The organism is Sulfuriferula multivorans, from assembly GCF_003851125.1.
In the GTDB taxonomy this organism is placed as follows: domain Bacteria; phylum Pseudomonadota; class Gammaproteobacteria; order Burkholderiales; family Sulfuriferulaceae; genus Sulfuriferula; species Sulfuriferula multivorans.
Map to the genome: position 1 here is coordinate 90,558 of NZ_BGOW01000020.1, position 24,935 is coordinate 115,492.

General features: G+C 53.1%; 24 protein-coding genes. 16 read left to right on the forward strand and 8 right to left on the reverse strand.

The annotated features are described in order from the left end of the window. Nucleotides 1-61: 61 nt before the first annotated feature. The 3 genes from fdxH to EI185_RS18510 are packed head-to-tail and all read right to left on the reverse strand — an operon-like array spanning nucleotide 62 to nucleotide 4,017. The gene (fdxH, locus tag EI185_RS11540; protein WP_124705305.1) at nucleotides 62-949 is read right to left on the reverse strand and encodes a formate dehydrogenase subunit beta; all 888 of its coding nucleotides are present in this window, start codon (nucleotides 947-949) and stop codon (nucleotides 62-64) included. 11 nt (nucleotides 950-960) lie between these two features. After that, nucleotides 961-3,417, reverse strand: a complete 2,457-nt coding sequence (gene fdnG / locus EI185_RS11545) for a formate dehydrogenase-N subunit alpha (protein ID WP_124705306.1) — start codon at nucleotides 3,415-3,417, stop codon at nucleotides 961-963. Between the two features lie 12 nt (nucleotides 3,418-3,429). Continuing rightward, nucleotides 3,430-4,017, reverse strand: a complete 588-nt coding sequence (locus EI185_RS18510) for a molybdopterin-binding domain-containing protein (protein WP_124705307.1) — start codon at nucleotides 4,015-4,017, stop codon at nucleotides 3,430-3,432. 275 nt (nucleotides 4,018-4,292) lie between these two features. On the opposite strand from EI185_RS18510, the gene EI185_RS11555 reads away from it, so the two are divergent. The 3 genes from EI185_RS11555 to EI185_RS11565 all read left to right on the forward strand — a co-directional run bounded on the left by EI185_RS11555 (nucleotide 4,293) and on the right by EI185_RS11565 (nucleotide 8,197). Continuing rightward, nucleotides 4,293-5,687, forward strand: a complete 1,395-nt coding sequence (locus tag EI185_RS11555; protein WP_223247798.1) for a sigma-54-dependent transcriptional regulator — start codon at nucleotides 4,293-4,295, stop codon at nucleotides 5,685-5,687. Nucleotides 5,688-5,697: 10 nt separating this feature from the next. Continuing rightward, a complete protein-coding gene (locus tag EI185_RS11560; RefSeq protein WP_223247799.1) occupies nucleotides 5,698-7,722 on the forward strand; it encodes a sensor histidine kinase in 2,025 nt (674 codons plus the stop codon). Between the two features lie 178 nt (nucleotides 7,723-7,900). Beyond that, complete coding sequence (locus EI185_RS11565) at nucleotides 7,901-8,197, forward strand: hypothetical protein (protein WP_124705308.1); 297 nt, start codon at nucleotides 7,901-7,903, stop codon at nucleotides 8,195-8,197. A gap of 23 nt (nucleotides 8,198-8,220) precedes the next feature. Here EI185_RS11565 and EI185_RS11570 read toward each other — a convergent pair whose 3' ends face one another. Genes EI185_RS11570 through EI185_RS11585 form a run of 4 tightly spaced genes read right to left on the reverse strand, consistent with a single transcriptional unit; the run spans nucleotide 8,221 to nucleotide 11,608 of the window. After that, nucleotides 8,221-9,423, reverse strand: a complete 1,203-nt coding sequence (locus EI185_RS11570) for a tryptophan--tRNA ligase (protein ID WP_124705309.1) — start codon at nucleotides 9,421-9,423, stop codon at nucleotides 8,221-8,223. Between the two features lie 8 nt (nucleotides 9,424-9,431). Continuing rightward, nucleotides 9,432-10,133, reverse strand: coding sequence for a site-2 protease family protein (locus tag EI185_RS11575; RefSeq protein WP_124705310.1), 702 nt, complete (start codon nucleotides 10,131-10,133; stop codon nucleotides 9,432-9,434). Further along, nucleotides 10,133-10,759 (reverse strand): L-threonylcarbamoyladenylate synthase, encoded by a 627-nt coding sequence (locus EI185_RS11580; protein WP_124705311.1) that lies wholly within the window; start codon nucleotides 10,757-10,759, stop codon nucleotides 10,133-10,135. Before EI185_RS11580 ends, EI185_RS11575 begins: the two co-directional genes overlap by 1 nt. A 3-nt stretch (nucleotides 10,760-10,762) precedes the next feature. Continuing rightward, complete coding sequence (locus tag EI185_RS11585) at nucleotides 10,763-11,608, reverse strand: 3',5'-nucleoside bisphosphate phosphatase (RefSeq protein WP_124705312.1); 846 nt, start codon at nucleotides 11,606-11,608, stop codon at nucleotides 10,763-10,765. Between the two features lie 75 nt (nucleotides 11,609-11,683). Here EI185_RS11585 and EI185_RS11590 point away from each other — a divergent pair, with 75 nt between their 5' ends. From EI185_RS11590 to hfq, 6 genes are all read left to right on the forward strand, one after another. Next, nucleotides 11,684-12,403: a hypothetical protein gene (locus EI185_RS11590; RefSeq protein WP_145962398.1), complete on the forward strand. Its 720-nt coding sequence runs from the start codon at nucleotides 11,684-11,686 to the stop codon at nucleotides 12,401-12,403. 3 nt (nucleotides 12,404-12,406) lie between these two features. Further along, nucleotides 12,407-12,940 carry a septation protein A gene (locus EI185_RS11595; RefSeq protein WP_124705314.1) on the forward strand — a complete coding sequence of 178 codons (534 nt, stop codon included), beginning with the start codon at nucleotides 12,407-12,409 and terminating at the stop codon, nucleotides 12,938-12,940. Between the two features lie 5 nt (nucleotides 12,941-12,945). Continuing rightward, nucleotides 12,946-13,248 carry a YciI family protein gene (locus tag EI185_RS11600; RefSeq protein WP_124705315.1) on the forward strand — a complete coding sequence of 101 codons (303 nt, stop codon included), beginning with the start codon at nucleotides 12,946-12,948 and terminating at the stop codon, nucleotides 13,246-13,248. Beyond that, nucleotides 13,245-13,508 (forward strand): BolA family protein, encoded by a 264-nt coding sequence (locus EI185_RS11605; protein ID WP_124705316.1) that lies wholly within the window; start codon nucleotides 13,245-13,247, stop codon nucleotides 13,506-13,508. The genes EI185_RS11600 and EI185_RS11605 overlap by 4 nt, the downstream gene beginning before the upstream one ends. 33 nt (nucleotides 13,509-13,541) lie before the next feature. After that, the gene (locus EI185_RS11610) at nucleotides 13,542-14,381 is read left to right on the forward strand and encodes a peptidylprolyl isomerase (protein ID WP_124705317.1); all 840 of its coding nucleotides are present in this window, start codon (nucleotides 13,542-13,544) and stop codon (nucleotides 14,379-14,381) included. Between the two features lie 162 nt (nucleotides 14,382-14,543). After that, the gene (hfq, locus tag EI185_RS11615) at nucleotides 14,544-14,792 is read left to right on the forward strand and encodes an RNA chaperone Hfq (protein WP_124705318.1); all 249 of its coding nucleotides are present in this window, start codon (nucleotides 14,544-14,546) and stop codon (nucleotides 14,790-14,792) included. Between the two features lie 616 nt (nucleotides 14,793-15,408). Here hfq and EI185_RS11620 read toward each other — a convergent pair. Further along, nucleotides 15,409-16,389 carry a formamidase gene (locus tag EI185_RS11620; protein ID WP_124705319.1) on the reverse strand — a complete coding sequence of 327 codons (981 nt, stop codon included), beginning with the start codon at nucleotides 16,387-16,389 and terminating at the stop codon, nucleotides 15,409-15,411. A gap of 1,034 nt (nucleotides 16,390-17,423) precedes the next feature. On the opposite strand from EI185_RS11620, the gene EI185_RS11625 reads away from it, so the two are divergent. From EI185_RS11625 to hydA, 7 genes are all read left to right on the forward strand, one after another. Then, nucleotides 17,424-17,738, forward strand: coding sequence for an integration host factor subunit beta (locus EI185_RS11625; RefSeq protein ID WP_124705320.1), 315 nt, complete (start codon nucleotides 17,424-17,426; stop codon nucleotides 17,736-17,738). A gap of 155 nt (nucleotides 17,739-17,893) precedes the next feature. Beyond that, nucleotides 17,894-18,784, forward strand: a complete 891-nt coding sequence (locus EI185_RS11630; protein ID WP_223247800.1) for a polysaccharide deacetylase family protein — start codon at nucleotides 17,894-17,896, stop codon at nucleotides 18,782-18,784. A gap of 443 nt (nucleotides 18,785-19,227) precedes the next feature. Then, on the forward strand, nucleotides 19,228-20,382 hold the full coding sequence (locus EI185_RS11635; protein ID WP_124705321.1) for an ABC transporter ATP-binding protein: 1,155 nt from the start codon (nucleotides 19,228-19,230) through the stop codon (nucleotides 20,380-20,382). Continuing rightward, nucleotides 20,375-21,676 (forward strand): ABC transporter substrate-binding protein, encoded by a 1,302-nt coding sequence (locus EI185_RS11640; RefSeq protein ID WP_124705322.1) that lies wholly within the window; start codon nucleotides 20,375-20,377, stop codon nucleotides 21,674-21,676. The genes EI185_RS11635 and EI185_RS11640 overlap by 8 nt, the downstream gene beginning before the upstream one ends. A 13-nt stretch (nucleotides 21,677-21,689) precedes the next feature. Further along, nucleotides 21,690-22,595, forward strand: coding sequence for an ABC transporter permease (locus EI185_RS11645; RefSeq protein WP_223247801.1), 906 nt, complete (start codon nucleotides 21,690-21,692; stop codon nucleotides 22,593-22,595). Nucleotides 22,596-22,599: 4 nt separating this feature from the next. Then, complete coding sequence (locus EI185_RS11650) at nucleotides 22,600-23,442, forward strand: ABC transporter permease (protein ID WP_124705323.1); 843 nt, start codon at nucleotides 22,600-22,602, stop codon at nucleotides 23,440-23,442. Between the two features lie 58 nt (nucleotides 23,443-23,500). Beyond that, entirely contained in the window at nucleotides 23,501-24,880 is a 1,380-nt protein-coding gene (gene hydA, locus EI185_RS11655) for a dihydropyrimidinase (protein ID WP_124705324.1), read from the forward strand. Nucleotides 24,881-24,935 lie beyond the last annotated feature (55 nt).

Genomic DNA, 24,935 nt, shown 5'->3' on the forward strand with positions numbered 1-24,935 from the left:
GATGACTCCATTAAAAATTGCTCACGCGAAATGCGGGCATAAGTAATGCGCTGAATCAGAATTAAATATCCTCTTTCTCCACATGCTCCGCTTCTTCCTCCTTGACCTCGTTCGGCCCTACGGTCACGTAGTGGAAGAAACCAACTAGTGCGGCCAATCCCAGACCAGCCGACAGCAGCGGTTTAGTGATCCCTTTCCATAGCGAGACCAGCGGACTGATCTGGGGATCCTTGGGCAGGTCATGGTAGAGCTCAGGCTTGTCGGCGTGTTGCAAAACATACATGACATGGGTGCCGCCCACCCCTTGCGGATCATACAGCCCGGCGTTCTGATAGCCGCGCTCCTTGAGGTCGGTAATGCGCCCCTCCGCATGGTGAATCATGTCGTCCTTGCTGCCGAACACCAGTGCCCCTGTCGGACACGCCTTGATGCACGCGGGTTCCATGCCGACCGCAACCCGGTCGGAACAGAGCGTGCACTTGTAGGCCTTGTTATCCTTCTGGGAAATGCGCGGGACATTGAAGGGACAACCGGTGATGCAGTAACCGCAACCGATGCAGTTTTCCTCGTGAAAATCCACGATGCCATTGGCGTACTGAATGATGGCGCCGGGTGAAGGGCAGGCCTTGAGGCAACCGGGATCCGCACAGTGCATGCAGCCATCTTTGCGGATCAGCCATTCCAGTTTGCCCTGCTCCACCTCGACTTCCGAAAAGCGCATCACGGTCCAGGAATCCGCCGATAAGTTGGGCGGGTTGTCATATACCCCAACACAGGTGCCGATCTCGTCACGTACGTCGTTCCACTCCATGCACGCTGACTGGCAGGCCTTGCAGCCGATGCACTTCGACACATCGATGAGCTTGGCCACCGGCATGGTCTGCCGGACATCCGGTGAAGGCGTCGTGGTCGCGGAGCGGCGTTGAATATCCAGGGATTGCAATGCCATGTCTTATCTCCTCAAGCTTTCTCGATGTCCACCAGGAACGATTTGAACTCAGGCGTCTGGGTATTCGCATCGCCCACGTAGGGTGTAAGGGTGTTCGCCAGATAGCCATTCTTCGCCACCCCCTTGAATCCCCAGTGGATCGGGATACCGACGGTGTGCACCGTCTTGCCATTCACTGTGAGCGCCTTGAGGCGTTTGGTGACCACCGCTACCGCCTTGATGTGGCCGCGGTTGGAGCGCACCGTCACCATGCTGCCATTCGCGATCCCTTTCTCCTTGGCCAGCTCTTCACCCAATTCGACGAATTGCTGGGGCTGGAGCACGGAATTGATGACTGCGTGCTTGGTCCAATAATGGAAGTGCTCGGTGAGCCGGTAGGTGGTTCCCGCGTAAGGGAAATCCTTGGCGGTGCCAAACTGCTCCAGATCGCCCTTGAATACCCGCGCCGCCGGATTGCTCACCACTTTAGGATGCAAGGGGTTGGTGCCGATGGGCGTTTCAAACGGCTCGTAGTGTTCCGGGAATGGCCCTTCCACCATCTTGTCGAGCGCAAACAATCGCGCCACACCCTCCGGCTGCATGATGAAAGGTTCCATGCCCTGATCGGGTGCGGAATCCGGTTTGAAGTCGGGCACGTCGAACCCCACCCATTTGCTGCCGTTCCAGTGGATGATGCTGCGCTTGGGATCCCAAGGCTTACCCGCCGGGTCGCAGGAAGCGCGGTTATAGAGAATGCGCCGGTTGGCGGGCCAGGCGAAGGCCCAGCCCAGGGTCTCCCCCAATCCGCTCGGATCAGCATTGTCCCGGCGCGCCATCATGTTGCCCTTTTCGGTCCAGGCACCGGTAAATATCCAGCAGCCGCTGGCGGTGGAGCCGTTGTCCTGTAACAGGGCGAAGCTATCCAGCTGTTGTCCGGCCTTGACCAGCACCTTGGTCGCATCCTTCGGATCTGCAATATCAGCCAGCGCCTTGCCGTTGTATTCCCTGGCCAGTTCCTCCGGGCCGGGCAGATCGGGAATAGCGTAATTCCAGGTCAGATTGAGGACAGGATCCGGGAAGGCACCGCCTTCTTTCTTATACATATCTCGTAGGCGGCTAAAGATGCCTGCCATGATCTCCGGGTCGCCTTTGGCTTCTCCAGGCGGCTCAGCGCCTTTCCAGTGCCATTGCATCCAGCGGCTGCTATTCACCAAGGCTCCGTCCTCTTCCGCGAAGCAGGAGGAGGGCAGGCGAAATACCTCGGTCTGAATCCGGCTGGAATCCACATCATTGTATTCGCCGAAATTCTTCCAGAACTCGGAGGTTTCCGTCGCTAGTGGGTCGATGATGACGAGGTACTTGAGCTTGGCCAGCGCGCCGCCGATTTTCGCCTTGTTGGGAAAAGCCGCCAGCGGATTGAAGCCCTGGCAGAAATAGCCGTTCATTTTGCCGTTATGCATATCCTCGAACACCTGCAGGACATCATGTACCTTGTCCAGCTTGGGCAGGTAGTCGTAGGCCCAGTTGTTTTCCTGGGTCGCCGCATCCCCAAACCAGGCTTTCATCAGACTCACGTGAAATTTGGGATAATTTTGCCAGTAGTTGAGTTGCCCAGGACGCAGCGCTTTCGGCGTACGCTTTTCGATAAACGTCGGGTAGTCCGTTTCCTTTTCACCCGGCAGCGTCAGATAGCCCGGCAGCATGTTGGAAAGCAGGCCCAGGTCGGTGAGGCCCTGAATGTTGGAATGGCCGCGTAGCGCGTTTACCCCGCCGCCAGCCATGCCCACATTGCCGAGCAAGAGCTGCACCATGGCAGCGGTGCGGATCATCTGCGATCCGACGCTATGCTGGGTCCAGCCCAGCGCGTACATGATGGTCATGGTCTTGTTGGGTGCGCTGGTTTCCGCAATCATCTCGCACACCTTGAGGAACTGCTCCTTGGGTGTGCCGCAGATGTTGCTCACCACATCCGGCGTGTAGCGGGCGTAGTGCTGCTTCATCAGATTGAACGCGCAGCGCGGATTGGCGAGCGTTTCGTCAACCTCGGCAAAGCCATCCGCGCCGATCACATAAGACCATGTGCTTTTGTCGTAGCTGCGTTTAGCGGCATCGTAGCCTGAGAACAGGCCTTCCTCGAACTGGTAGTCGCCATTGATCAGGAAGGTGGCATTGGTGTATTTCTTGACGTACTCGTGCTGGATCTTGTCGTGGGCCAGCAAATAGTTGATCAGGCCGCCCAGGAAAGCGATATCCGTGCCGGTACGGATCGGTGCGTAATAGTCGGCCACCGCCGCCGAGCGGTTGAAGCGGGGATCCACCACCACCAGCTTGGCCTTGTTGTGGGCCTTCGCTTCCGTTACCCATTTGAAGCCGCACGGGTGTGCCTCGGCGGCATTGCCGCCCATGATCAACACCAGATTTGCGTTCTTGATGTCAACCCAATGGTTGGTCATCGCGCCGCGACCGAACGTAGGGGCAAGACTTGCCACCGTAGGTCCGTGTCAAACACGTGCTTGATTGTCGAATGCGAGCATCCCTAAACTGCGAACCACCTTGTGGGTCAGGTAACCGCTTTCGTTGGACGAAGCGGACGCCGCGAGAAAACCCGTCGTGAGCCAGCGATTCACCGTTGCGCCTTCGGCATTCTTGGCGATAAAGTTTTTGTCCCGATCGTCCTTCACCAGCCGGGCGATGCGGCTGAAGGCATCATTCCAGGAAATGCGCTTCCACTCGGTGGAACCCGCTGCGCGGTATTCGGGAAACTGCAACCGATTCGGGCTGTGAACGAAATCCAGCAGGCCAGCACCCTTGGGACACAAGGTACCGCGATTCACCGGATGATCCGGATCGCCTTCGATATGGATAATATTCAGTTTCGCGTTTTTGGCCTTGTCGCCCAAGCTGTACATCAGCAGGCCGCAGCTTACCGAACAGTAGGGGCAGGTGTTGCGCGTTTCGGTGCTGCGTAGCAATTTGAATTCGCGCACTTCCGCCAGTGCGACTGCGGGTGAAAAACCCATTACGGCAAGACTGGATCCGCCCATGCCTGCAGCACAGATTTTAAAAAACTGCCTACGGTTGACTTGCATCGCTTCCTCCAATGGATGAAATGATTATTGGGATATTAACAACTGCAAAAATACGAGCAATAAATATGCCGCCATAAAAACACTTTAATAAACATATTGTTGGTTAATATTTCATTCATGAGCATGGACAAAAATACCCATTCGCAAGACAGAATGTCCCAACTCCGATGAGCGATTTAGTGCTATCACCAACACCATGCTTGCGACATGGGCCTGGAAGCATCACACTTTAAAGAGTAGACCAAAAAAATTAAATAATGCGGCAGGAGTTTGCAATGAGTACTTCACCTTACCTTGGCCAGGTGGATGCATCCGGCATGCCGACTGCGTCGTCCGAATTCGGTTCATGGCAGCAGTACGCCATACTGGTAATAGACGACGAAGGCGGCATGCGTAATTTTCTTGGCCGGGCACTAAGTAGCCGCTGCGGCGCGGTCAAGACAGCCGCCAGCGCAGAAGATGGCGCGCGCCTGGTAGAGGAACAACACTTCGATCTGATCATCCTCGACGTTTCCCTGCCCGGTAAATCCGGCATCGAGTGGCTGCACGAATTGCGCCATACCGGCTTCTACGGCGACGTCATCCTGATTACTGCCTTCGCCGACATGGAAACCGCCATCGGTGCATTGCGCGCAGGCGCTACCGATTTCATCCTGAAACCATTTCGTATCGACCAGTTGCTTAACGCCATCGGCCGCTGTTTCGACCGCGCGCATCTGGCGCGGGAAAATTTTGTGCTACGCCGCGCCATGGCAGAGCTGTCCGAGGTAACGGAACTGGTGGGAGAATCCTCCGCCATGGCTGAAATGCGCGCCATGATCAACCGCCTGGCGCCATTACCCACCACAGTTCTGATCAGTGGCGAATCCGGAACCGGCAAGGAAGTTGTGGCACGTGCCTTGCACAACCATAGCCCGCGCGCCAGCCAGCCTTTTGTACCCGTCAACTGCGGCGCCATTGCAGCGGAACTGATCGAAAGTGAGCTGTTCGGTCATGTCAAGGGCGCCTTCACCGGCTCCATCGGTGAACGCAAGGGGCTGTTTTTCTACGCTCAGGGCGGCACCCTGTTCCTCGACGAGGTGGGTGAACTGCCACTTGCCATGCAGACCAAGCTGCTGCGCGTATTAGAGGAAAAAAGGATACGACCGGTAGGCTCAGAACGCGAAATTCCTGTCGATGTACGCATCCTCGCTGCCACCAATCGCAAGCTTTCCAGCGCGGTTCATAGCGGGCATTTTCGGGCGGATCTGTTCTATCGTCTGGACGTGATGAGTATTCTTATTCCACCTCTACGTGAACGGCGTGACGATGTCCTGCCATTGGCGCGGCATTTCATGGGGCAACTATCTGCTCAGCTCGGCGTACCACCCATCACTATCTGCGACGATATCATGCAAGCCATGCGCGTTTATACCTGGCCCGGCAATGCGCGTGAACTCAGAAACCTGATCGAGCGTTCGCTCATCCTGGGAAAATTTCCCATTGGCTGCGTGAGTCCGGTCAACGCGCCTGCCCTTCCCGGTCAGGCACCGGTTACGCTTGAGGAAGTGGAAAAGCAACATATCCTGCGTGTGCTCGATAGCGTGTCCGGCAACAAGTCGGAAGCCGCCCGCCTACTCGATATTTCGCGCAAGACGCTGGAACGCAAGTGCAACGCCTGGCAAATCTGATTCCGATATCGTGCAGTTGAGGTCTCTGAAATCCAGGCTGCAGTTTTCTGTCCGTTCCAAGCTGCTGTTTCTGGTGCTGCTGCCCCTGTTGGTGGTGCTTCCAATCCTGATAGGGCTCACCTCATACTGGGCCAATACCTACTACGACCGCCTGCTGATTTTCAAGGTCAACAGCGATCTGGCCGTCGCCCATCAATATTTTACCAACGTCACCGATCATCTAGGGCAGGAAGTCGGCGGTCTGGCACGCTCCTACAGCCTGGTTAGCCTGTTGGGGCAACATACTCAGGCAGACAAGACCAACTGGCTGATGTGGACACGTGATGAACACAAGCTGGATTTCTTGTATCTGCTTGATACCCACGGCCGCATTATCGCGCCAGCCAGTCGCTTCGATGCCGCTGCATGGCCGGTAGTGAAGCAGGCGCTACAGGGGGAATCATCTACTGCCATCGACATTTTCACACCCGCGCAACTGTCTGCGATTGACCCGGCATTGGCCCGACGCGCCCTGATCGAGATCGTCCCCACGCGCAATGCGGCAACCTCATCTCAGCGCATGGAAACTCGCGGCATGATGATACACACCGCGACGCCAGTCTATGACACGCAGGGGCAACTCGCGGGAGTGCTGGAAGGCGGCGTGCTGCTCAACCACAATCTGGATTTCGTCGACACCATCAATAACCTGGTTTACAAGGAAGGCTCGCTACCGTTTGGTTCCAAAGGCACGGCCACGCTGTTTCTGGATGACGTACGCATTGCCACCAACGTACGCCTGTTCGAGGGAAAACGCGCACTCGGTACCCGCGTCTCGCGTGCGGTGCGTGACACGGTGCTGGGGCGCGGTGCCAGCTGGCTGCAACGTGCTTTCGTGGTCAACGACTGGTATGTGTCTGGCTATGAGCCCATTCAGGACAGCTTCGGAAAGCGCGTCGGCATGCTCTACGTGGGTTTCCTTGAAGCGCCATTCGATACCGCCAAAACGGTGGCACTGGCGGGGATAATCCTGGTGATTGTGCTGGTGAGTGCCGTAGGTGGTTTTATCTCGCTGAAATGGGCACGCGCCATTTTTCTGCCGCTGGAGAAAATGAACCAGACCATGAGTGCGGTGGAAACCGGCGATCTGTCAGCGCGCACCGGCACACTGGCAAGCCAGGATGAAATCGGCCAATTGGCGCGACATTTCGACCAGTTGCTGGAAAAACTCCAGACTCAGAATCGCGAGCTCAAAAAATGGGCAGATGAACTGGACGGAAAAGTCGTAGAGCGCACTATCGCACTGGAGTTAGCCAATCAACGCCTGATAGACACCCAAAAACAATTGGTGATGTCGGAAAAGCTGGCGGCTATCGGTGAACTCACCGCGGGCGTGGCGCACGAGATCAACAACCCTACAGCAGTCATCCAGGGCAATCTCGATTTGCTGGTTGAACTGATCGGTGCACATGCCAACCCGGTGCGCGAGGAAATTCGCCTTATCAACCAGCAAATACAGCGCATCCGCCTGATAGTCACCAACCTGTTGCAATTCGCACGTCCGGCGGAATTCGCCGGTTATGTCGAGCCACTGGATGTAAACCCGTTGCTGTCGGATTGCCTGGTATTGGTCAGACACCAGCTTGGCAAAACGCGTATCGCCGTTACTCAGGATTATCGCGCAACACACCACATCGCGATGAACCGCAATGAACTGCAGCAGGTCATCGTCAATTTGATGGTCAACGCCATCCACGCCATGCCTGAGGGAGGAACATTAACGCTGGTTACGCGCGACTGGGAAAACACCGGCGTCAGCATCAGCGTGTCTGATACTGGAGCAGGCATTGCGCCTGAAGTATTGCCACGTATTTTTGACCCATTTTTTACTACCCGCAAACAGCATGGCAGTGGACTGGGATTGTCGGTCAGCTATGGATTACTGGAGCGCTATGGCAATCGCATCACGGTGTCTAGTGAACCGGGTAAAGGCGCAACATTCACGATCTGGCTGCGGGTCGAGCCAATTTATATGGAAGGCGGAGCTGTCGACTGAATTGTTGATCCCGGCCTGGCAATTTCCCGGCAGCGTTACATTTCGTTACAAATTGACACCCCTACTCCCGGCTTGGACGGCTAATCTGCAGTTGTGCCCAGACATGCACGCGGATCAGGTAGCTTTCAGCTACTTCAGTGAACCGCATGTTTCAAGCCACTTAACTAGGAGACACATCATGAACAGATCAAATCGATTGATTACAGCTTTACTGGTGAGCGCAGGCCTGCTTATTGGCCTCCCTAGCCTGGCCCAGGCTCATGATAATGATGGGGGGCGTCTTGGCATCAACTTCTCGATAGGTGCCCCTGTTTATTATGGGCCGCCCGCTTATGTTTATACGCCGCCGCCTCAGGTCTATTATGGGCCGCCGCGCCCCGTCTATTATGATCGTGGATATGGCGACTGGCATGATCGCGGACGTTGGCATGGCCGCGGGCATGGTCGCCATCACGAACGCGACGATGACGATTAAGGCTTAATCGAGGCTGATCCCTGTCAATCGTAACCCAGCCCCATCACCTCGCGCACGTCACGCATCGTCTCGCGCGCGAGGTCACGAGCTTTTTCGCAACCATCCGCGATGAGATTACGTACTAACGACGGACTTTCCTGGTACATCCGGGCACGTTCGCGCATCGGCTCTTGCTCTTTCAACACACCTTCGATGACAGGCTGTTTGCATTCCAGGCAACCAATGCCTGCGCTGGTACAGCCCGCACGTACCCAGGTTTGCACATCCTCGCCGGAATACACCAGATGCAACTGCCACACCGGGCATTTTTCCGGCGACCCGGGATCTGTGCGCCGTACGCGTGCCGGATCGGTGGGCATGGTGCGAATTTTTTTGGTTACGCTTGCCGCGTCTTCACGCAACGAAATGGTGTTGTTGTACGACTTGGACATTTTTTGTCCGTCCAGGCCGGGCATTCTGGATGCAGCGGTGAGCAGCGCCTGCGGTTCGGCCAGGATCATTTTGCCACCGCCTTCGAGATAACCAAACAGGCGTTCACGGTCGCCCAGCGACAGATTCTGCTGTTCGTTGAGTAAGGCCTTGGCAGATTCCAGTGCTTCGTCGTCGCCCTGTTCCTGATAGCGGGTGCGCAATTCTTCGTATAAGCGTGCTTTTTTGCTGCCCATTTTTTTGACTGCAGCTGCGGCCTTTTGCTCGAAGCCAGGCTCACGCCCATACAGGTGGTTGAAACGGCGCGCCATTTCACGCGTGAACTCGATGTGTGGCACCTGGTCTTCGCCCACCGGCACCTGATTGGCACGGTAGATCAGTATGTCCGCACTTTGCAGCAGCGGGTAACCCAGAAAACCATAGGTGGACAGGTCTTTTTCGCTCAACTTTTCCTGCTGGTCCTTGTAAGTAGGCACCCGTTCCAGCCAGCCAAGCGGTGTAATCATCGACAACAGCAGATGCAATTCGGCATGCTCCGGCACCTGCGACTGGATAAACAACGTAGCCTGGGACGGATCGACGCCCGCAGCAAGCCAGTCAATCACCATTTCCCATACGTTGTCCTGAATCACCTCGGGTGTGTCGTAATGGGTGGTCAGTGCATGCCAGTCTGCTACGAAAAACAGGCATTCATATTCGTGCTGGAGATTAACCCAGTTTTTCAATACGCCATGATAATGGCCCAGGTGTAGGCTGCCGGTAGGGCGCATGCCGGATAAAACGCGGTTTGCGTACATGATTGTATTTAGTTGGTGATAATTTGAATGAGGGTAGCGATCTCGGCATGACCCAGGCCGGAGAAAGCACCCGTAATAACGATGACCAGCATTAATAACGGGCTGAGTATCAACCCGAGCCAGCCAATAAACATCAGCGCGAGAAGAATATAAAACCCGTACGGCTCGATTTGCGCAAAGCGGTATGCATAAGGTCCTGGCAGTAAGCTCACGGCAATACGTCCGCCGTCCAGCGGCGGCAGTGGCAGCAGATTCAACGCCATCAACACTGCATTGATGAAAATGCCTGCTGCGCCCATCAGCGCCAAGGGTTGGGTATAACTATCGCCCAGCGATATTCCCAGCTTGATGATCAGCGCCCATAATATGGCCATGAACAAATTGGCTGCGGGTCCTGCTATGGCTACCCACAACATGTCGCGCTTGGGATTACGCAGCGCGCCAAAATTGACCGGCACCGGTTTGGCCCAACCGAACAGAATGAAGCCGCCACCCAGCACTTTACTCAGCAACAGGATGCTCAACGGTACCAGGATGGTACCCACCGGATCGATATGCTTGAAAGGATTGAGCGTGACGCGTCCCAGCATCCAGGCAGTCGAGTCACCGAAAAACTTGGCGACATAACCGTGCGCAGCTTCATGCAGGGTAATGGCGAAAATGACCGGAATGATCCAGACGCTTATTTTTTGTATCAGGTTAAGTTCCATTAATTCAATCCAAAAGGTTGCAGGTCACCGCGTCCGGCGCGCACTAATACGGGTGCATCGCCAGTAAGGTCAATTACTGTAGTGAATTCCACATCACAGGCGCCGGCGTCCACGATTAGATCCAGGCGTTTTTCCAAACGTTCACGGATATCTTCGGCCTCGTGCATGGGTAGTTCGTCACCCGGCAGGATCAGCGTCATGCTGATAATAGGCTCGCCCAACTCTTCCAGCAGTGCCAGGGTAACCAAATGTTCCGGCACGCGCAGACCTATCGTATTGCGTTTGGGATGTTGCAGGCGTTTCGGCACCTCGCGCGTCGCCTCAAGTATAAAGGTGTAACTGCCTGGAGTATTTGCCTTTAGCAGACGAAACTGGGGGTTATCCACCTGGGCATAACGCGCAATCTCGGACAAATCCCGGCACATCAGAGTGAAATGATGTTTGTCATCTACTTCACGAATGGCGCGGATACGGTCCTGCGCAGCCTTGTCACCCAAGTGGCAACCCAGCGCGTAGCTGGAGTCGGTAGGCAAAGCGATCACGCCGCCATCACGCAAAATTGCCGCTGCTTGTTTGAGCAGGCGTGGCTGAGGAGTATCCGGGTGCAACGTGAAATATTGCGCCATCGCTTAACAGGCCGCCCAGTCATGCCAGATAGGTGTACACAACTCAGGTAATGCGGGGAGGCGCCCAATGTCACGATAACCTTCACCCGGCGCATGGAAATCCGAGCCGCGCGAGGACAATAACCCGAATTTTTGCGCAAGATTGGCATATTGCGGATATTGCTCTGGCGTGTGGCTGCCGGTCACCACCTCTATGCCTACCCCACCCAGATTCTTGAATTCTTCCAGAAGTTCATGCATTTTACCGCTACCCATCTGATAGCGGCCCGGGTGCGCAATGACAGCTTGACCACCGCTCGCCACAATCCAGCCTACCGCTTCTGCCAGGCTTGCCCATTGGTGGCTGACATAGCCCGGCTTGCCCTTTACCAGATACTTCTTGAATACGGTACGCACATCCTTGACGATGCCTTGCGCCACCAGATAGCGCGCAAAATGCATACGGCCAATCAAATTTTTGTTGCCCGCATGTTGATAAGCACCTTGCAAGCTGTCCTTGATCCCCGCTTTATCAAGTTGAGCAGCCATTTTTGCGGCGCGTTCGCCACGTCCGTGACGTATGCCTTCGAGCCCGGTACTCAGTACGGGATGAGCCGGATCGATATTTAGCCCGACGATGTGCAGGGTATGACTACCCCAGGTCACGGAAATTTCCACACCGTTCACCAGTTGGATACCATGCTCCAGCGCCGCCGCGCGTGCTGCTTCAAGGCCGGCAACGTCATCATGATCAGTGAGCGACAATACCGTCACACCCTGGGCGGCCGCGCGCGCGACCAACTCGGCCGGCGGCAACATGCCATCAGAGACATTGGAATGGCAATGCAAATCGAAATTTTGTTCAGGCATGGCAGGTGACTTGTGAAATACAGGCAAATCATAGCAAAATACGCACTCCCCCACTATCCCGATACCTCCTTATCTATGCCTATCCCTGCGGAAATCCGCACCAGTTTTGCTGAGGCAAACAATCTCGTGCTGCAATCCTTTTCCGAATCCGGCATTCAGGCAGGCAGTCAAGTGACTCCCGATCAATTGGGTGAAGCGATCGAACAATTCCTGTATGTGTTCGATAAACTGGATAATGAATATGGTGAAACCGGCTCGCTACCCTATGATGACGTGAGCCAGCTTGGGGATCACGCCATCGGATTTTTGATGGACCTAGCTTACTGGGCGGAACGATTAAGACTGCCCAAATCGAAAATGGACCTGGAAAAAACGGCGCTGGCCGTGGCTCACTGGGTAATCCGCCATGATGGTGAATTGCGCACGCTGGAACCACTCGTCAACAGCCTGGCTGCCAGCGCCAATCTGACGCAGGACGTGCCTACGCTCAAAGCCATGTGTGAAGTAATTGGTGATGTAATCGAACATGCCGCGCCTGCTATCAAAAGCGATCTGGAAAAAAACGATACGGCCCGCCCCTGGCGCATTCTCAATTTCAATTACGCTATTGTTGCCACACGCACCCAGGATAAAGCATTAATGGCAAAAGCCTTCGATACACTGGGACGAAATTTACCTGAGGATTGCCCGGAATTTTTCGAGCAAGGGCTGCAACAGGCCCAAAAAGAAGTATATGGCGCGGAAGTACGCGAATTGATGCAAGATTACTTTAAACGCTGGGCTACTAGGCATTGAACCATGAAATTCCTGTTTGATTTTTTCCCTATCCTGCTTTTTTTCATCGCTTATAAATTTGGGGGTATATACGTTGCAACGGGCGTTGCCATTGCGGCCAGCTTTGTACAAATTGGCTGGGTGATGGCGCGCGGCAAAAAGGTCGAACCCATGATGTGGATCAGCCTGGCGATTATTGTCGTGTTCGGCGGTGCAACGCTATTGTTGCACAATGAAACCTTCATTAAATGGAAGCCAACTGTGCTCTACTGGCTGTTTGCGGTGGTTTTGTTGGGCGGCTCCTGGTTTTTCAAAAAAAACATCATGCGTACGATGATGGCCAAGCAAATCAGTCTGCCTGACCCGGTATGGAATAAACTCAATCTGAGCTGGGCGGGATTTTTCATCGTCATGGGTGCAACGAATTTGTATGTGGCGTACAGTTTTTCCACCGATGTATGGGTGGATTTCAAGCTGTTCGGCAGTACCGCCATGATGCTGGTGTTTGTCATTGCACAGAGCCTCATCCTGTCCAAACATATGAATAACGAGGAATAGATAGCGTGTGGTATGCAATCATGAGCGAAGACAACAATGACAGCCTGGCGCAACGCATGGCTGCCCGGCCTGCTCATCTGGAACGTTTAAAAGCGCTGCAGAATGAGGGCCGTTTGCTTTTGGCTGGACCTTTTCCGGCGATCGACAACATCGATCCGGGTTCCGCGGGTTTTTCCGGCAGTTTGATTGTTGCGGAATTTGATTCGCTTGAAGCAGCAAATATTTGGGCCGATGACGATCCCTATGTCATTGCAGGGGTTTACGCTCGAATTATGGTCAAACCGTTCAAAAAAGTCCTGCCTTCATGAACACGATTGAACTTATGCGCGACCGCTTAGCCTTAATGCAAGTAGAGCATCTTGATATTGAAGATGAAAGTGCACAACATGCGGGGCACGCAGGTGCTAGAAGCGGGGGTGGGCATTACAGGCTGCATATTGTTTCTGCAGCGTTTAATGGAAAAACAACCCTAGCACGCCATCGTATGGTATACGATGCGCTAGGTGACTTAATGCATCATCATATACACGCTTTAAGCATTACTGCGCACACACCAGAAGAACTATAGTCGCCCTGATTAATTTAACTAAAGGATCAACAGATGCTATTGAAAAAAATTACTGCCGCTACCGTTTGTGTTTTAGGCCTTACCGCACTGACCGGCTGTAATGCAGCTGAAACCACCGCTAAGCCGGATGCAAAAGTTTCCTCTACAGCTACTTCCTCCAAACCCGTTGCCATCGTAAATGGCGTAGCGATCCCGCAGAGCCAGTATATTCTGCTCAAACAGGATCGCATTCAGCAAGGCCAGCCAGACAACGAACAGACTGCCGCCGCATTACGTGACAGCCTGATCAACGCCCAGATACTTGCGCAACAAGCCACCAAAATGGGGCTGGATAAAGACCCCACCATGCAAACCCGCCTGGATCTGCTCAAAACCGAAATGCTGGCCAAAGCTTTTCTGGCCAATTACGTCAAAACCCATCCTATAAGCGAAGCTGATCTGAAAGCCCAATACGACAAGGTCAAGGCTCAGATGGGTAGCAAGGAATATGAGGTCAGCCACATACTGGTAGACAATGAAGCTGAGGCCAAGAAAATCATCGCTGAACTCAACAGCAAAAAAGCCAAGTTCGAAGATTTGGCCAAGAAATATTCCAAGGATTCCTCGGCAGCCAAAGGCGGTCTGATTGGTTGGGCAGCCCCAGGCAATCTGGTGAAAGAGTTTTCCGATGCCATGGTGCAACTGAAAAAAGGTGAATACACCAAAACTCCAGTGCATACCCAATTTGGATGGCATGTTATCCGCGTAGACAATATCCGCGATCTGAAACTACCACCTTTCAATGAAGTAAAAGATCAATTGCGCGGGCAAATGGAACAGGAAATGGTTAAAAAAGAAATTACCGATATGCGTGCCAGCGCCAAAGTAGAATAATTTTTGCCATTTGGATGAGGAAGCGCGGCTTGTGCCGCGCTTTTTTGTTCCATGATCACCAAATAAAATTCAGATGCAAAAATTATTGAAGCGACTATGCTGAATACACGTTGATTTAACGCGCAAGCTAGAGTTCTTTAGGTAAATGATTGTGAGGCAGCAATGAGTGACAAAGACAGACTAAATCTGCAGGACCAGTTCCTGAATGCGCTACGCAAGGAACACATGCCTGTATCCGTGTTTCTGGTGAATGGTATCAAACTGGTAGGCAAGATCGAATCATTCGATCAGTACATGGTAATGCTCAAAGGGCATGACAATGTCAGCCAGGCAATCTTCAAGCATGCCATTTCGACAGTTTCACCTTCAAGACAAGTTTCTATAGAAGAAAATGCCGGCAAATCGGAGTAATCTGAATATCCAGTGAATTTTTCTGCGACGAAGTTATTTAACTTGATTCAGAAATAACTTGTGATTTGGCGGAGAGGGCGGGATACTATACCAACTAACATATAACTATATTTAACATTTTGTTATATCATACACATATTTATGTTTTGTACCAGAGATTTGTACCAATAATATTGTAGACTATCTTCTTTAATCTCAAGAAGAAGGTTTGGCCACCCACCAAGAAGCCTGCAAAGGGGGCCTCATCGACGTGCGTTATTAGCGGGCTTTCAGCCCGCCTTCGCGGCATCTGCCAAGATAGTCAACTATTCACAGCAGGGCATATTACCCATGGGCGCAATGTCCCGTGTTACCGTCAGAGAGGTCCAGCACGCTACCGTGCCAAATCTCGGGCCGAAGGCGACCTGCCCAAGTTTTTATGCTTCTTGATCGAAACATGACGGGCCTCAATAGAGACGTCACTCAAGCGTTCGATACGCACACGTTACGAGAATACTGCGGACGTCCATCTGGGGCACCAGATGCTCGATTTGCATGGGATATAGTCAAAGCACGATGCTGCTGAAAACCAACTCATTCCTAGCGTCCTTTCAGAGCAACTCAACCGCCCATTGGCCTAATGGTCCGGAATTGAGAATCCGCAACTGGTGCCGTCCTTGATTAGAACCTTCTTCTCCCACGGAAGCGTATAATTTCCGGCAACCATGTCTTTCATGTAGGTATACGGGCAATCCTGAGCACCGCCTTTTTTGGCCACATAGCCACGATGCCCTAACTGATAGATATTGTTTTCCACACCCCAATGCTCGCGGGCCTGATCGGCCAGTTTCGGTACGACCTCCCCGGTAATGATCTCCATTGGGAAGCTGCTCCCCTGAACCAGAGTTTCGCCGTCGAAGTTACAGATCATTCCTTCGCCCATGGATCGGAACATCCCGTCGCTGCCGGCGAGACATACTGATGCGGTGTACATAAGATTCCCGAATGCATTGAGCTGATTGCTGATACGCCAAGAGTGCCGGATCGGCGCGGTATAACCGGCAGTGCGCAGCAACACGTTGGCTCCCTTGTACGCGGCCTCTCTCGCCATCTCCGGGAACATCCCGTCATGGCAGATAATCAGCGCTATCTTCGACCCTGCCGGCCCGTCGCATACAGGGATGCCCAGATCTCCTGGCTGCCATGGCTCCACCGGAACCCACGGATGCAACTTGCGGTAATAGAGCGCGATCTCTCCGGCACCGTTGATAATGATGCCGCTGTTCCATGGGTTTCCCTCGGGATTGAACTCCATCAGCGAAAAACAGCCCCACACCGCCATTTCCCTGCAAACTTGCTTAAATGCAGATATCTCCGGACCGTCCAGGCGACACATCAACTCCGGAGCCATACTCATACTCAGACCATGCAAGCTGTATTCCGGAAACACAATTAAATCTAGCGTTGGCATGCCCCGTTTCGTATTACGTACCACCTCGCATATTTGCTCGGTAGTTCGCGTTACATCCTCGGGGTTTTCCACGACAGGCAACTGGAACTGCACCAGACCCAGAACCAATCCGTCTGACGATTTATTAAGCCCGCCCAATCCACTCATCTTTATTAATTACTCCTGAAAAAATTCGTTTCCGGATTGGAAAAAACCAAGAACTTAAGATGCCCCGCAATTTCACGAACTATGCAACCAATACTGGAAGTCACTAAGCATCGAAACGAGTTGGCTCTGCTATTGATCCGAAAACTTCCTCTGCCTGGTGACGCTTTGTGTAACCACACAATAGGCTATTAGATAGATTGGATATCCATCTCTGAAACAGTCACCTCCTCAATATTGAAGAACAATTAGCAATTTACATGCCATAGATGTTTTGCTTTTTAGATCAGTATGTTGAATCAAACAATAAATATTCTGACTACCTATGTCTTTAACAATGTATACATTCTTGGTGCATCAGCTCCCAGAACTGTGCACTTAACATTTAAGTCTAATCAGGTGTGCAAGCTATCATTTGACAAGCGATTGGCAGTAGAACGAAAACAATCCATTAGACATAGTCGTCATTTAGTCCACCTGGACAGGAGGAGACATATTTCAGGTTAAATTTTCGCCCTAGACTAGTGCGGGCCTAGATCTACATATGGGAAATTCGAGCACTTAAAAGAATGGAATTCATGATTTTTTTGAGTGCAAAATAAACAGGCGTTTTGACAGGTCAAGGTGTTTCAGCCTCCCCTGCTTATCCTTTCCTTCCTCAACTAATTTTCCGGTTTCACTACACTGTGGAACCAATCTTTTGCGCTGATGAACCGCAACCACACTAAGTGCAATGCCAGATAAGCCTTGCCAACACATATGCTATATGCCCGGAAACACCACAAGTGCCATGTTGGTAGATCGTAAAAATCTTCATGGGTATGCCTTTTGCTTTCATGCAACACCACATTCAGTGATGCCGCCTTCCTTTTTCTAATGCGAAAAAGGCTATGTTGGAAACATCAAAGCTGGCCGGGGATTTAGCCAGCAATCAAGTTTTATGGCGATGTCTCCATAGTAAGTAGGTGACGACTGATCGGATGCCTTGCCTCCTAAAGTGGGTGCCAAAATATTTATTGATATTAGTTAGGGGAATCATGACGAAATCGGAACTGATCGACCGGCTGGCAGCCAGTTATCCGTGGTTAAGCTCGAAGGATACTGTAGTGGCCGTTACAGCGATCATGGAGGCTTTGGTAAACAGCCTGGCGCAGAAAAGGCGTATCGAGATTCGAGGGTTCGGCTGTTTCGGCGTTAACTATCGGCCCGCACGAGCCGGGCGCAATCCGCGGACCGGTGAACGAGTAGCCGTGCCGGAGAAAACCTTGCCCTATTTCAAAGCAGGAAAGCAGCTACGTCAGCGGGTGAATTTTGGAGTTGAAGGATGCAGACAACAAGGCAATCGACTTTAACCGCGAGGATAGCGTTGCCATCATTCTGTGGGATGCCCGACCCGGGGTATCAGGTTTAAGGTCGTTCCCGGCGAAGTCTTAGAACATAAACAGTTACAGCCTGGTAATTGCACTAGCACCAGCTGTCGCTTTGTTACTTGAATATTGAGATGAAAATGTCCCATGTCTTACCCACACACGGTCGCTATGCATATTCGGCGATTACCCAGCGAACCGACTACGATTGGCCGGAGGGCAAACGCCTTGCCGTGTATATAGGATTGAACCTGGAACATTTTGCCTTCGGCCAAGGCTTGGGTGCAAGCCTGACGTCCGCCAGCCCGCAACCGGATGTACTCAACTATTCGTGGCGGGACTACGGCAACCGCGTCGGCGTCTGGCGGCTGCTGGAAATGTTCGACAGCCTCAAGCTTCCATTGGGCGTCCTGCTGAACACCAGCATTTACGACTATTGTCCGGAGGTCGCGACGGCTTTTAGAAATCGCAGCGATGAAATCATCGGGCATGGCCATACCAATTCTGAGCGTCAAGGCGATCTGCCGGAAGAAGAAGAAAAACGACTGATCGAATGTTGCACCAGCCGCCTAACTCAGGAAGAACGCACAGCACCGAAAGGTTGGTTGAGTCCCTGGATCTCGGAAAGCCTCCACACCCCGGATTTACTCCATGAAGCGGGATACACCTACTCACTGAACTGGTGCCAGGACGACCAACCGGTTCGTTTCGTAACCCGCCGAGGCGGCCTTTGGTCCATTCCCTATCCTCAGGAGCTCAACGATATTCCCGCGATTATGGCGCGCTACACCAGCGGCGAAGAATTCGGGAACATGATTGTGGATACCTACGATGAAATGATCGTGCAAAGCGAGGCTCAACCGTTGGTGATGGGCATCGCCCTTCACCCGTATATCGTGGGGCACCCCCATCGGCTACGTCATCTTCGCCGGGCGCTAGGCCATATTGTGGCGGATGGCCGGGCGTGGATAACTCGGCCCGGTGCCATCGCGGCCCATATGGATGCGCTGACAGTTCCAGGCGAAGCGTAGCAAAGTACTGCCTGTGTTTGTTTCCTCTGCGGCCTGGGGTACTTAATATGCGCTCCAATTTTGATATCGGAGCACATTGCTGCCGCTCTGCACCAAAAGGGGTGGGGTTTATACAAAGCGCCCCATTATGAGGAATTATGGCGCATCACAAGTGGATATTCAGGCTAATTCGGACACATGGGCGGGAGTAAGTTAAGGCTGCAAATCTCCATTGCCAGCCCGCCATAACAGGCACAAGACGTGCCACTAAAGATGGAAAACGTTAAGGCCAGTAAAAGCATCCAATGCTGGCACGATTACTGCTTTTCATTGAATGCAACGTTGCATTAATTGTTGCTCATCCCCGGGCAGGCTAACTGAGGCGGTGTTCACCGCAGGTTTGGGCGGCACCATAGAAGAAATGGCCAAAATAATATGTATATGCTCAGGGACAAAGACTCGAAATGACAAAGGAAAAACGGGGCGCGGTGGAACTGATCGCGGTAACCAAGCATTATGGTGAAGCGGTGGCTGTTGACGGTGTGAATCTCAAGGTTGCCGCCGGCTCTTACTGCTGCCTACTGGGCCCAAGCGGCTGCGGCAAAACAAGTACCTTACGAATAATTGCCGGCCACGAGTCGGTGACGGAAGGTGATGTCCTGATCGCCAATAAGAACGTGACCCTGCGACATCCCTCCCTACGCGGAACCGCGCTGATGTTCCAAAACTATGCACTCTTTCCTCATTTATCCTGTGAAGACAACGTAGCTTTTGGACTCAAGATGCGCGGCGTACCCAAGGCTGAAAGACGCGCACAGGCTCTGGAAATGCTGCGACTGGTGCAAATGGACGCATACAAGGATCGTCGACCCGACCAGCTATCCGGTGGCCAGCAGCAGCGAGTGGCCCTGGCTCGGGCACTGATTACCAAGCCTGAAGTACTGCTTCTGGACGAACCTTTGTCCGCCCTGGACCCATTTTTGAGAGTGAAGATGCGGGCAGAGCTAAAACGCATTCACCGGGAGTTGGGTTTGACATTCATCCACGTCACCCATAGTCAGGAAGAGGCCATGGCCCTAGCGGACCTGGTAGTGGTCATGAACGGCGGCCGCGTAGAGCAAACGGGATCACCGTGGGAAGTGTTCAATCGCCCGAAAACGGAATTCGTGGCCAGATTCATCGGAGGGCACAACGTCATGAGCGGACGCGTGACCCGCGTGGAAATGGCCAACACGCTGCTGACGGCGGGAGAGTACCAATTTATTGTTCCTCACGTAAATGCACCAGCGGGAAGCGAGGTATTTTTTTCCGTCCGGGCCGACAGGGTCTCCATGGGTTTGGAGGCAGCTGACCCAGGATCGTCCAACGCGCTCAGTGCGACCGTACGCGCCGTCGAATACCAGGGAACACAGGTGCGGATAGGACTTGAATGCCAGGAGGCTGACGAGTTCTCGATCGTGGTAAGTGATCGGGAGTTTTCGGAAAGGCCGGTCTCGATAGGAGATCGGATCACTGCAAAGTGGGAAGTGGGGGACGCCCATTGCGTTGGGCCTTATCAGACCCAGGAAAGCGGCAACCCTAATCATACGCAATTCAACCAGGAGGTTTTACATGTCTGACGACAATCGCAAAAACGATAGTAACGAACACGGCGGCCTATCGCGCCGAGGTTTTTTAAAGGGGCTGGCAGTGGCGGGCGGTGCGGCAGCGATTGGAGGTATCAACGGCATACCTTCCGTGTATGCCTCCGAACCAGTAGTTCTGCGCCTCCTCGGCACTGGAGTGACCCACTACAAGGAAATCGCCGACCAGGCCAAGAAGGACTTGGGCATCACCATCGAGTTCACGACGTTGAATTCCGATGACGCAGTAAAACGCGCCATTACGCAACCAACATCCTACGACCTCCTGGATAGCGAATATTTTGCTCTGAAGAAAATCATTCCCTCCGGAAATCTGCGAGGCATGGATGTTAAACGTATAAAGCACTATGAAGACATCGTGTCAATTTTCACCTCCGGCAAGCTCAACGGCAAGATGGTTTCAAGTCAGGGTACAGCACCGTTTGAGGTCAGCTACCTGGACGGAGAATTCGGGCGCAAGTTTTCGGCCAAACCTACGGAATGGATGACCGTGGTCCCCACAGTCTACAACGCCGATACTTTGGGGATACGCCCGGATCTTATCCATCGCCCGGTTACTTCCTGGGCTGATTTATTGAGCCCGGATTTCAAGGGAAAAACCGCCATTATCGACGTGCCATCCATTGGCATTATGGATGCAGCCATGGCCATTGAGGCGATGGGAAAAATGCGCTACCACGACAAGGGCAACATGACCCGGGGGGAAATCGACAAGACCATGGAGATACTCACTGCGGCCAAGAAGCAGGGACAGTTCCGCGCATTCTGGAAGGATTTCAATGAATCCGTAAACCTGATGGCCTCCGGCGAAGTCGTACTCCAGTCGATGTGGTCGCCGGCGGTCAGCAAGGTTCGCGAAATGGGCATCGCCTGCAAATACCAACCCCTCAAGGAAGGCTATCGCGGTTGGGGCATCGGCCTTGGTATCCCGTCGCACGTGAAGGGGAAAACTTTGGATGCCGCCTACGAATTCATCAATTGGTATCTGTCTGGCTGGGCAGGCGCGTTCCTCAACCGTCAAGGGTATTACACAGCGGTTCCGAAAACCGCTAAACAATTCATGAGCGCAGACGAATGGGGTTACTGGATGGATGGAAAGCCCGCAAAGAGCAATATTCTGAGCCCGACGGGACAAAAAGTGGACGCACCAGGAAGCGTTCGCGACGGGGGCTCCTTCGACCAAAGAATGGGCGCTGTAGCCTGCTGGAATACGGTAATGGACGAAGACCGCTATCTTGTACGCAAGTGGAACGACTTTGTCGCAGCCTGATCTGAACAACACCATGGCAACGCCGGAAACCCGACGTCGGGTTTCCGGTCCTTTTTGGTCCGTGCTATCCACACCACGGATCGCACCCTATTTACAGGTAATGCCGATCACCGCGGTCTTTCTGGTTTTCTTCCTGATTCCAGTGATACTGGTCGTCGTCATCAGCTTTTTCGATTATCAGACCTACGACATCCTAATACCGGATTTCACCCTAATGAACTACCAGGACGTTTTTTCGTCCTCGGTCACCTATGAAACATATTGGACTACAGCCAAGCTCAGCCTGATCGTCTGGGCAGTCACCCTGGTACTTGGCTTCACGCTTTCATATTTTCTCGCGTTCCATGTCCGTAGCCGAAGTCGACAAGTGGTATTACTCCTTCTGTGCACCATTCCGTTTTGGACATCCAACGAAATTCGAATGATTTCATGGATACCGCTGCTGGGACGTGATGGTGTGGTAAACACCGTTCTACAGACCATGGGGATCGTGAAACAACCGCTGGAATGGTTGCTGTATTCCAAATTCGCGGTGGTGCTGGGTTATGTACACCTCTACACAGTGTTCATGATCGTGCCGATTTTCAACTCCATGATGCGCATCGACAAGTCACTGATCGAAGCGGCCGTGGACTCTGGAGCCAAAGGATGGCAAGTGGTGCTGAATATCATTCTGCCGCTATCCAAATCGGGACTCGCCATCGGCTCCATCTTCGTAATATCCATCGTGATGGGAGATTTTGTCACCGTCAACGTGCTCGGCGGTGGTCAAGTCGCCTCTATCGGCAAGGTGATCGTCACAGACTTGTCGTCCCTGCAATTTCCCCCCGCAGCAGCTGAATCCATGGTGCTGCTGGCTTTTGTCATCATACTGATTGCGGCGCTGGTGAAAATCGTCGATATCAGAAAGGAACTGTGAAAATATGGCGCATGGGAAACGTTCGCCAGCCTTCTATTGGCTTGCCATTTTATTCGGCCTATTCGTGTTATTTCTGTATGGACCAGTGATAGTCATTGCTGTGCTTTCATTCCAGGGGCCAGAGGGCGGCTTGACTTTCCCCATGCACGGTTTTTCCACTCATTGGTTCCACCAGTTATTCGCCGGGCAATCCATAGGGGATATTTCAGGCGCATTCGGCCGTTCACTCAAACTGGGTTTGGTCGTGATGGTGATTACCACCATAGCTTCCTTCCTGGCAGGCCTCGGCTTTCGTAGTCGATTCAAAGGCGCGAGCGCGATTTTTTATATTGCAATTGCCAGTTTGATCGTACCGTCAGTCGTCATCAGCTTGGGTATTGGCGCCATGTTCGAACTCCTGAAGATAGATCGCACGTGGATCACATCGGCGCTTGGTGCGCAGCTGACTTGGACCCTACCCTTCGGTCTATTGATCATGTTTGCGGCCTTCAATCGCTTCAATAAATCCTATGAAGAGGCTGCAAGAGGCCTGGGGGCCAGTAGCTTAAGGGTAATCTGGGAAATTGTGCTGCCCATCCTCGCTCCCAGCCTGCTCGGAGTCGCCCTGTTTGGTTTCACCTTGTCCTATGACGAATTGTCCAGAACCTCTCAAGCTGCCGGAGCACTCAATACCCTGCCCCTGGAATTACAAGCAATGCAGACCAACGCCACTACACCTGTAATTTATGCCCTCGGCACACTCACCACTCTGCTTTCATTTACAGTCATCGGGCTAGCTTTGGCGCTGGCAATCTTTCTCAAACGTAGACGGGCTCGGCACGGGTCTGATGCCGTCAAGACAGCTTAACCTGCTTGGCCAGCCCAGCGCACTTGTAAAAAGCAACTTGTATTTCCGGAAAGAAAAAATGAAAACCATTATCCGCAATCCTACTATCGTCACTGCTAGCGACACGTTCATAGCTGATGTATTGATCGACAACGAAACGATATCCGCCGTCGGCGTCGAACTGGACGTACGGGATGCGACCATCGTTGACGGCGAAGGAAAATATTTGCTACCGGGCGGGATAGATGTTCATACTCATCTCGATATGCCATTCGGCGGCACGAAGACTTGCGACGACTTTTATACCGGTCATGTTGCGGCCGCATTTGGCGGAACAACGACCCATATTGATTTTGCCATCCAGCCAAAAGGTGGTGGCCTTAAGGATGCCCTGAACATCTGGCACGAAAAAGCTCGGGACAAAGCGGTGATCGACTATGGCTTCCATGTCATCGTGACAGAACTGAACGACCAGGTGCTGGCTGAAATTGCCGAGCTGCCAGCTCAGGGGGTAACCTCAATCAAGATGTTCATGGCCTACAAAGGCATCCTGCAAGTAGACGACGATACTTTGTTCAAAGCCTTTGAAATGTGCCGGGATGTCGGCGTGCTGCCCATGGTGCACGCAGAAAATGGCTGCGCGATCGACGTGCTGGTTAAGCACGAACTGGCGAAGGGGCATTCCGACCCCATTTACCATGCACTTTCACGGCCAGCAAAATTGGAGGGGGAAGCTACGGGACGTGCTATTGCTCTGGCGGAAGTTGCCGGTAGTCCGCTGTTCATCGTGCACATGACCTGCGAAGAATCGTTGGGACAATTACGCGCAGCCCAGGATCGGGGCGCGAAGATTTACGGAGAAAGTTGCACCCACTACATGTTTTTCACCCTGCACGATCTGGACCGACCGGACTTTGAAGGAGCCAAATGGGTGTGTTCGCCGCCATTCAGGGAGAAAAAAGACCAGGAGGCAATCTGGAAGGCTCTGCGCAACGGCACCCTCAGTGTCGTTTCCACAGACCACTGCGCATTCAAGTTCGACGGACAAAAGAGTCTGGGGCGCGACGACTTTTCCAAGATACCCAACGGCGTACCGGGCATTGAAGAGCGCATGATGGTGATGCATCAAGGCGGCGTCAACGACAATCGCTTCAGCCTTAACCAACTGGTCGCACTGACGGCCACCAATCCCGCCAGGCTGTTCGGCCTGGAAGGACGCAAGGGATCAATTGCAGCCGGCTACGATGCCGATCTTGTGTTGTGGGACTTCAAGGCTCACGCGACCCTCTCAAAGGAGAACTTGCATTCGGCGGTGGACTACACGCTTTACGAGGGGCATGTCGTGAAAGGCGTGCCGCAAAAGGTGTGGGTGCGGGGAGAGTTGGTGGTCGACGGGGAAACATTTCTCGGCCAGCCGGGGAATGGAAAATTTCAGCCTCGGAAGGTTTTCGAGGTTTAGAAACAAGAGACTTGCCACCCAAGCAATTAGCGTTGCTTACTTTTAATCTCATCCT

Bases quoted from the DNA above. Each gene is read 5' to 3' on its own strand.
- EI185_RS11595 (WP_124705314.1), top strand. From the start codon at position 12,407: ATGAAATTCCTGTTTGATTTTTTCCCTATCCTGCTTTTTTTCATCGCT.
- EI185_RS11570 (WP_124705309.1), bottom strand. From the start codon at position 9,423: ATGTACGCAAACCGCGTTTTATCCGGCATGCGCCCTACCGGCAGCCTA.
- EI185_RS11610 (WP_124705317.1), top strand. From the start codon at position 13,542: ATGCTATTGAAAAAAATTACTGCCGCTACCGTTTGTGTTTTAGGCCTT.
- EI185_RS11605 (WP_124705316.1), top strand. From the start codon at position 13,245: ATGAACACGATTGAACTTATGCGCGACCGCTTAGCCTTAATGCAAGTA.
- EI185_RS11585 (WP_124705312.1), bottom strand. From the start codon at position 11,608: ATGCCTGAACAAAATTTCGATTTGCATTGCCATTCCAATGTCTCTGAT.
- EI185_RS18510 (WP_124705307.1), bottom strand. From the start codon at position 4,017: ATGCAAGTCAACCGTAGGCAGTTTTTTAAAATCTGTGCTGCAGGCATG.
- EI185_RS11565 (WP_124705308.1), top strand. From the start codon at position 7,901: ATGAACAGATCAAATCGATTGATTACAGCTTTACTGGTGAGCGCAGGC.
- EI185_RS11620 (WP_124705319.1), bottom strand. From the start codon at position 16,389: ATGAGTGGATTGGGCGGGCTTAATAAATCGTCAGACGGATTGGTTCTG.
- EI185_RS11555 (WP_223247798.1), top strand. From the start codon at position 4,293: ATGAGTACTTCACCTTACCTTGGCCAGGTGGATGCATCCGGCATGCCG.
- hfq (WP_124705318.1), top strand. From the start codon at position 14,544: ATGAGTGACAAAGACAGACTAAATCTGCAGGACCAGTTCCTGAATGCG.
- fdxH (WP_124705305.1), bottom strand. From the start codon at position 949: ATGGCATTGCAATCCCTGGATATTCAACGCCGCTCCGCGACCACGACG.
- hydA (WP_124705324.1), top strand. From the start codon at position 23,501: ATGAAAACCATTATCCGCAATCCTACTATCGTCACTGCTAGCGACACG.
- EI185_RS11580 (WP_124705311.1), bottom strand. From the start codon at position 10,759: ATGGCGCAATATTTCACGTTGCACCCGGATACTCCTCAGCCACGCCTG.
- EI185_RS11640 (WP_124705322.1), top strand. From the start codon at position 20,375: ATGTCTGACGACAATCGCAAAAACGATAGTAACGAACACGGCGGCCTA.
- EI185_RS11590 (WP_145962398.1), top strand. From the start codon at position 11,684: ATGCCTATCCCTGCGGAAATCCGCACCAGTTTTGCTGAGGCAAACAAT.
- EI185_RS11630 (WP_223247800.1), top strand. From the start codon at position 17,894: ATGTCCCATGTCTTACCCACACACGGTCGCTATGCATATTCGGCGATT.
- EI185_RS11635 (WP_124705321.1), top strand. From the start codon at position 19,228: ATGACAAAGGAAAAACGGGGCGCGGTGGAACTGATCGCGGTAACCAAG.
- EI185_RS11575 (WP_124705310.1), bottom strand. From the start codon at position 10,133: ATGGAACTTAACCTGATACAAAAAATAAGCGTCTGGATCATTCCGGTC.
- EI185_RS11650 (WP_124705323.1), top strand. From the start codon at position 22,600: ATGGCGCATGGGAAACGTTCGCCAGCCTTCTATTGGCTTGCCATTTTA.
- EI185_RS11645 (WP_223247801.1), top strand. From the start codon at position 21,690: ATGGCAACGCCGGAAACCCGACGTCGGGTTTCCGGTCCTTTTTGGTCC.
- EI185_RS11625 (WP_124705320.1), top strand. From the start codon at position 17,424: ATGACGAAATCGGAACTGATCGACCGGCTGGCAGCCAGTTATCCGTGG.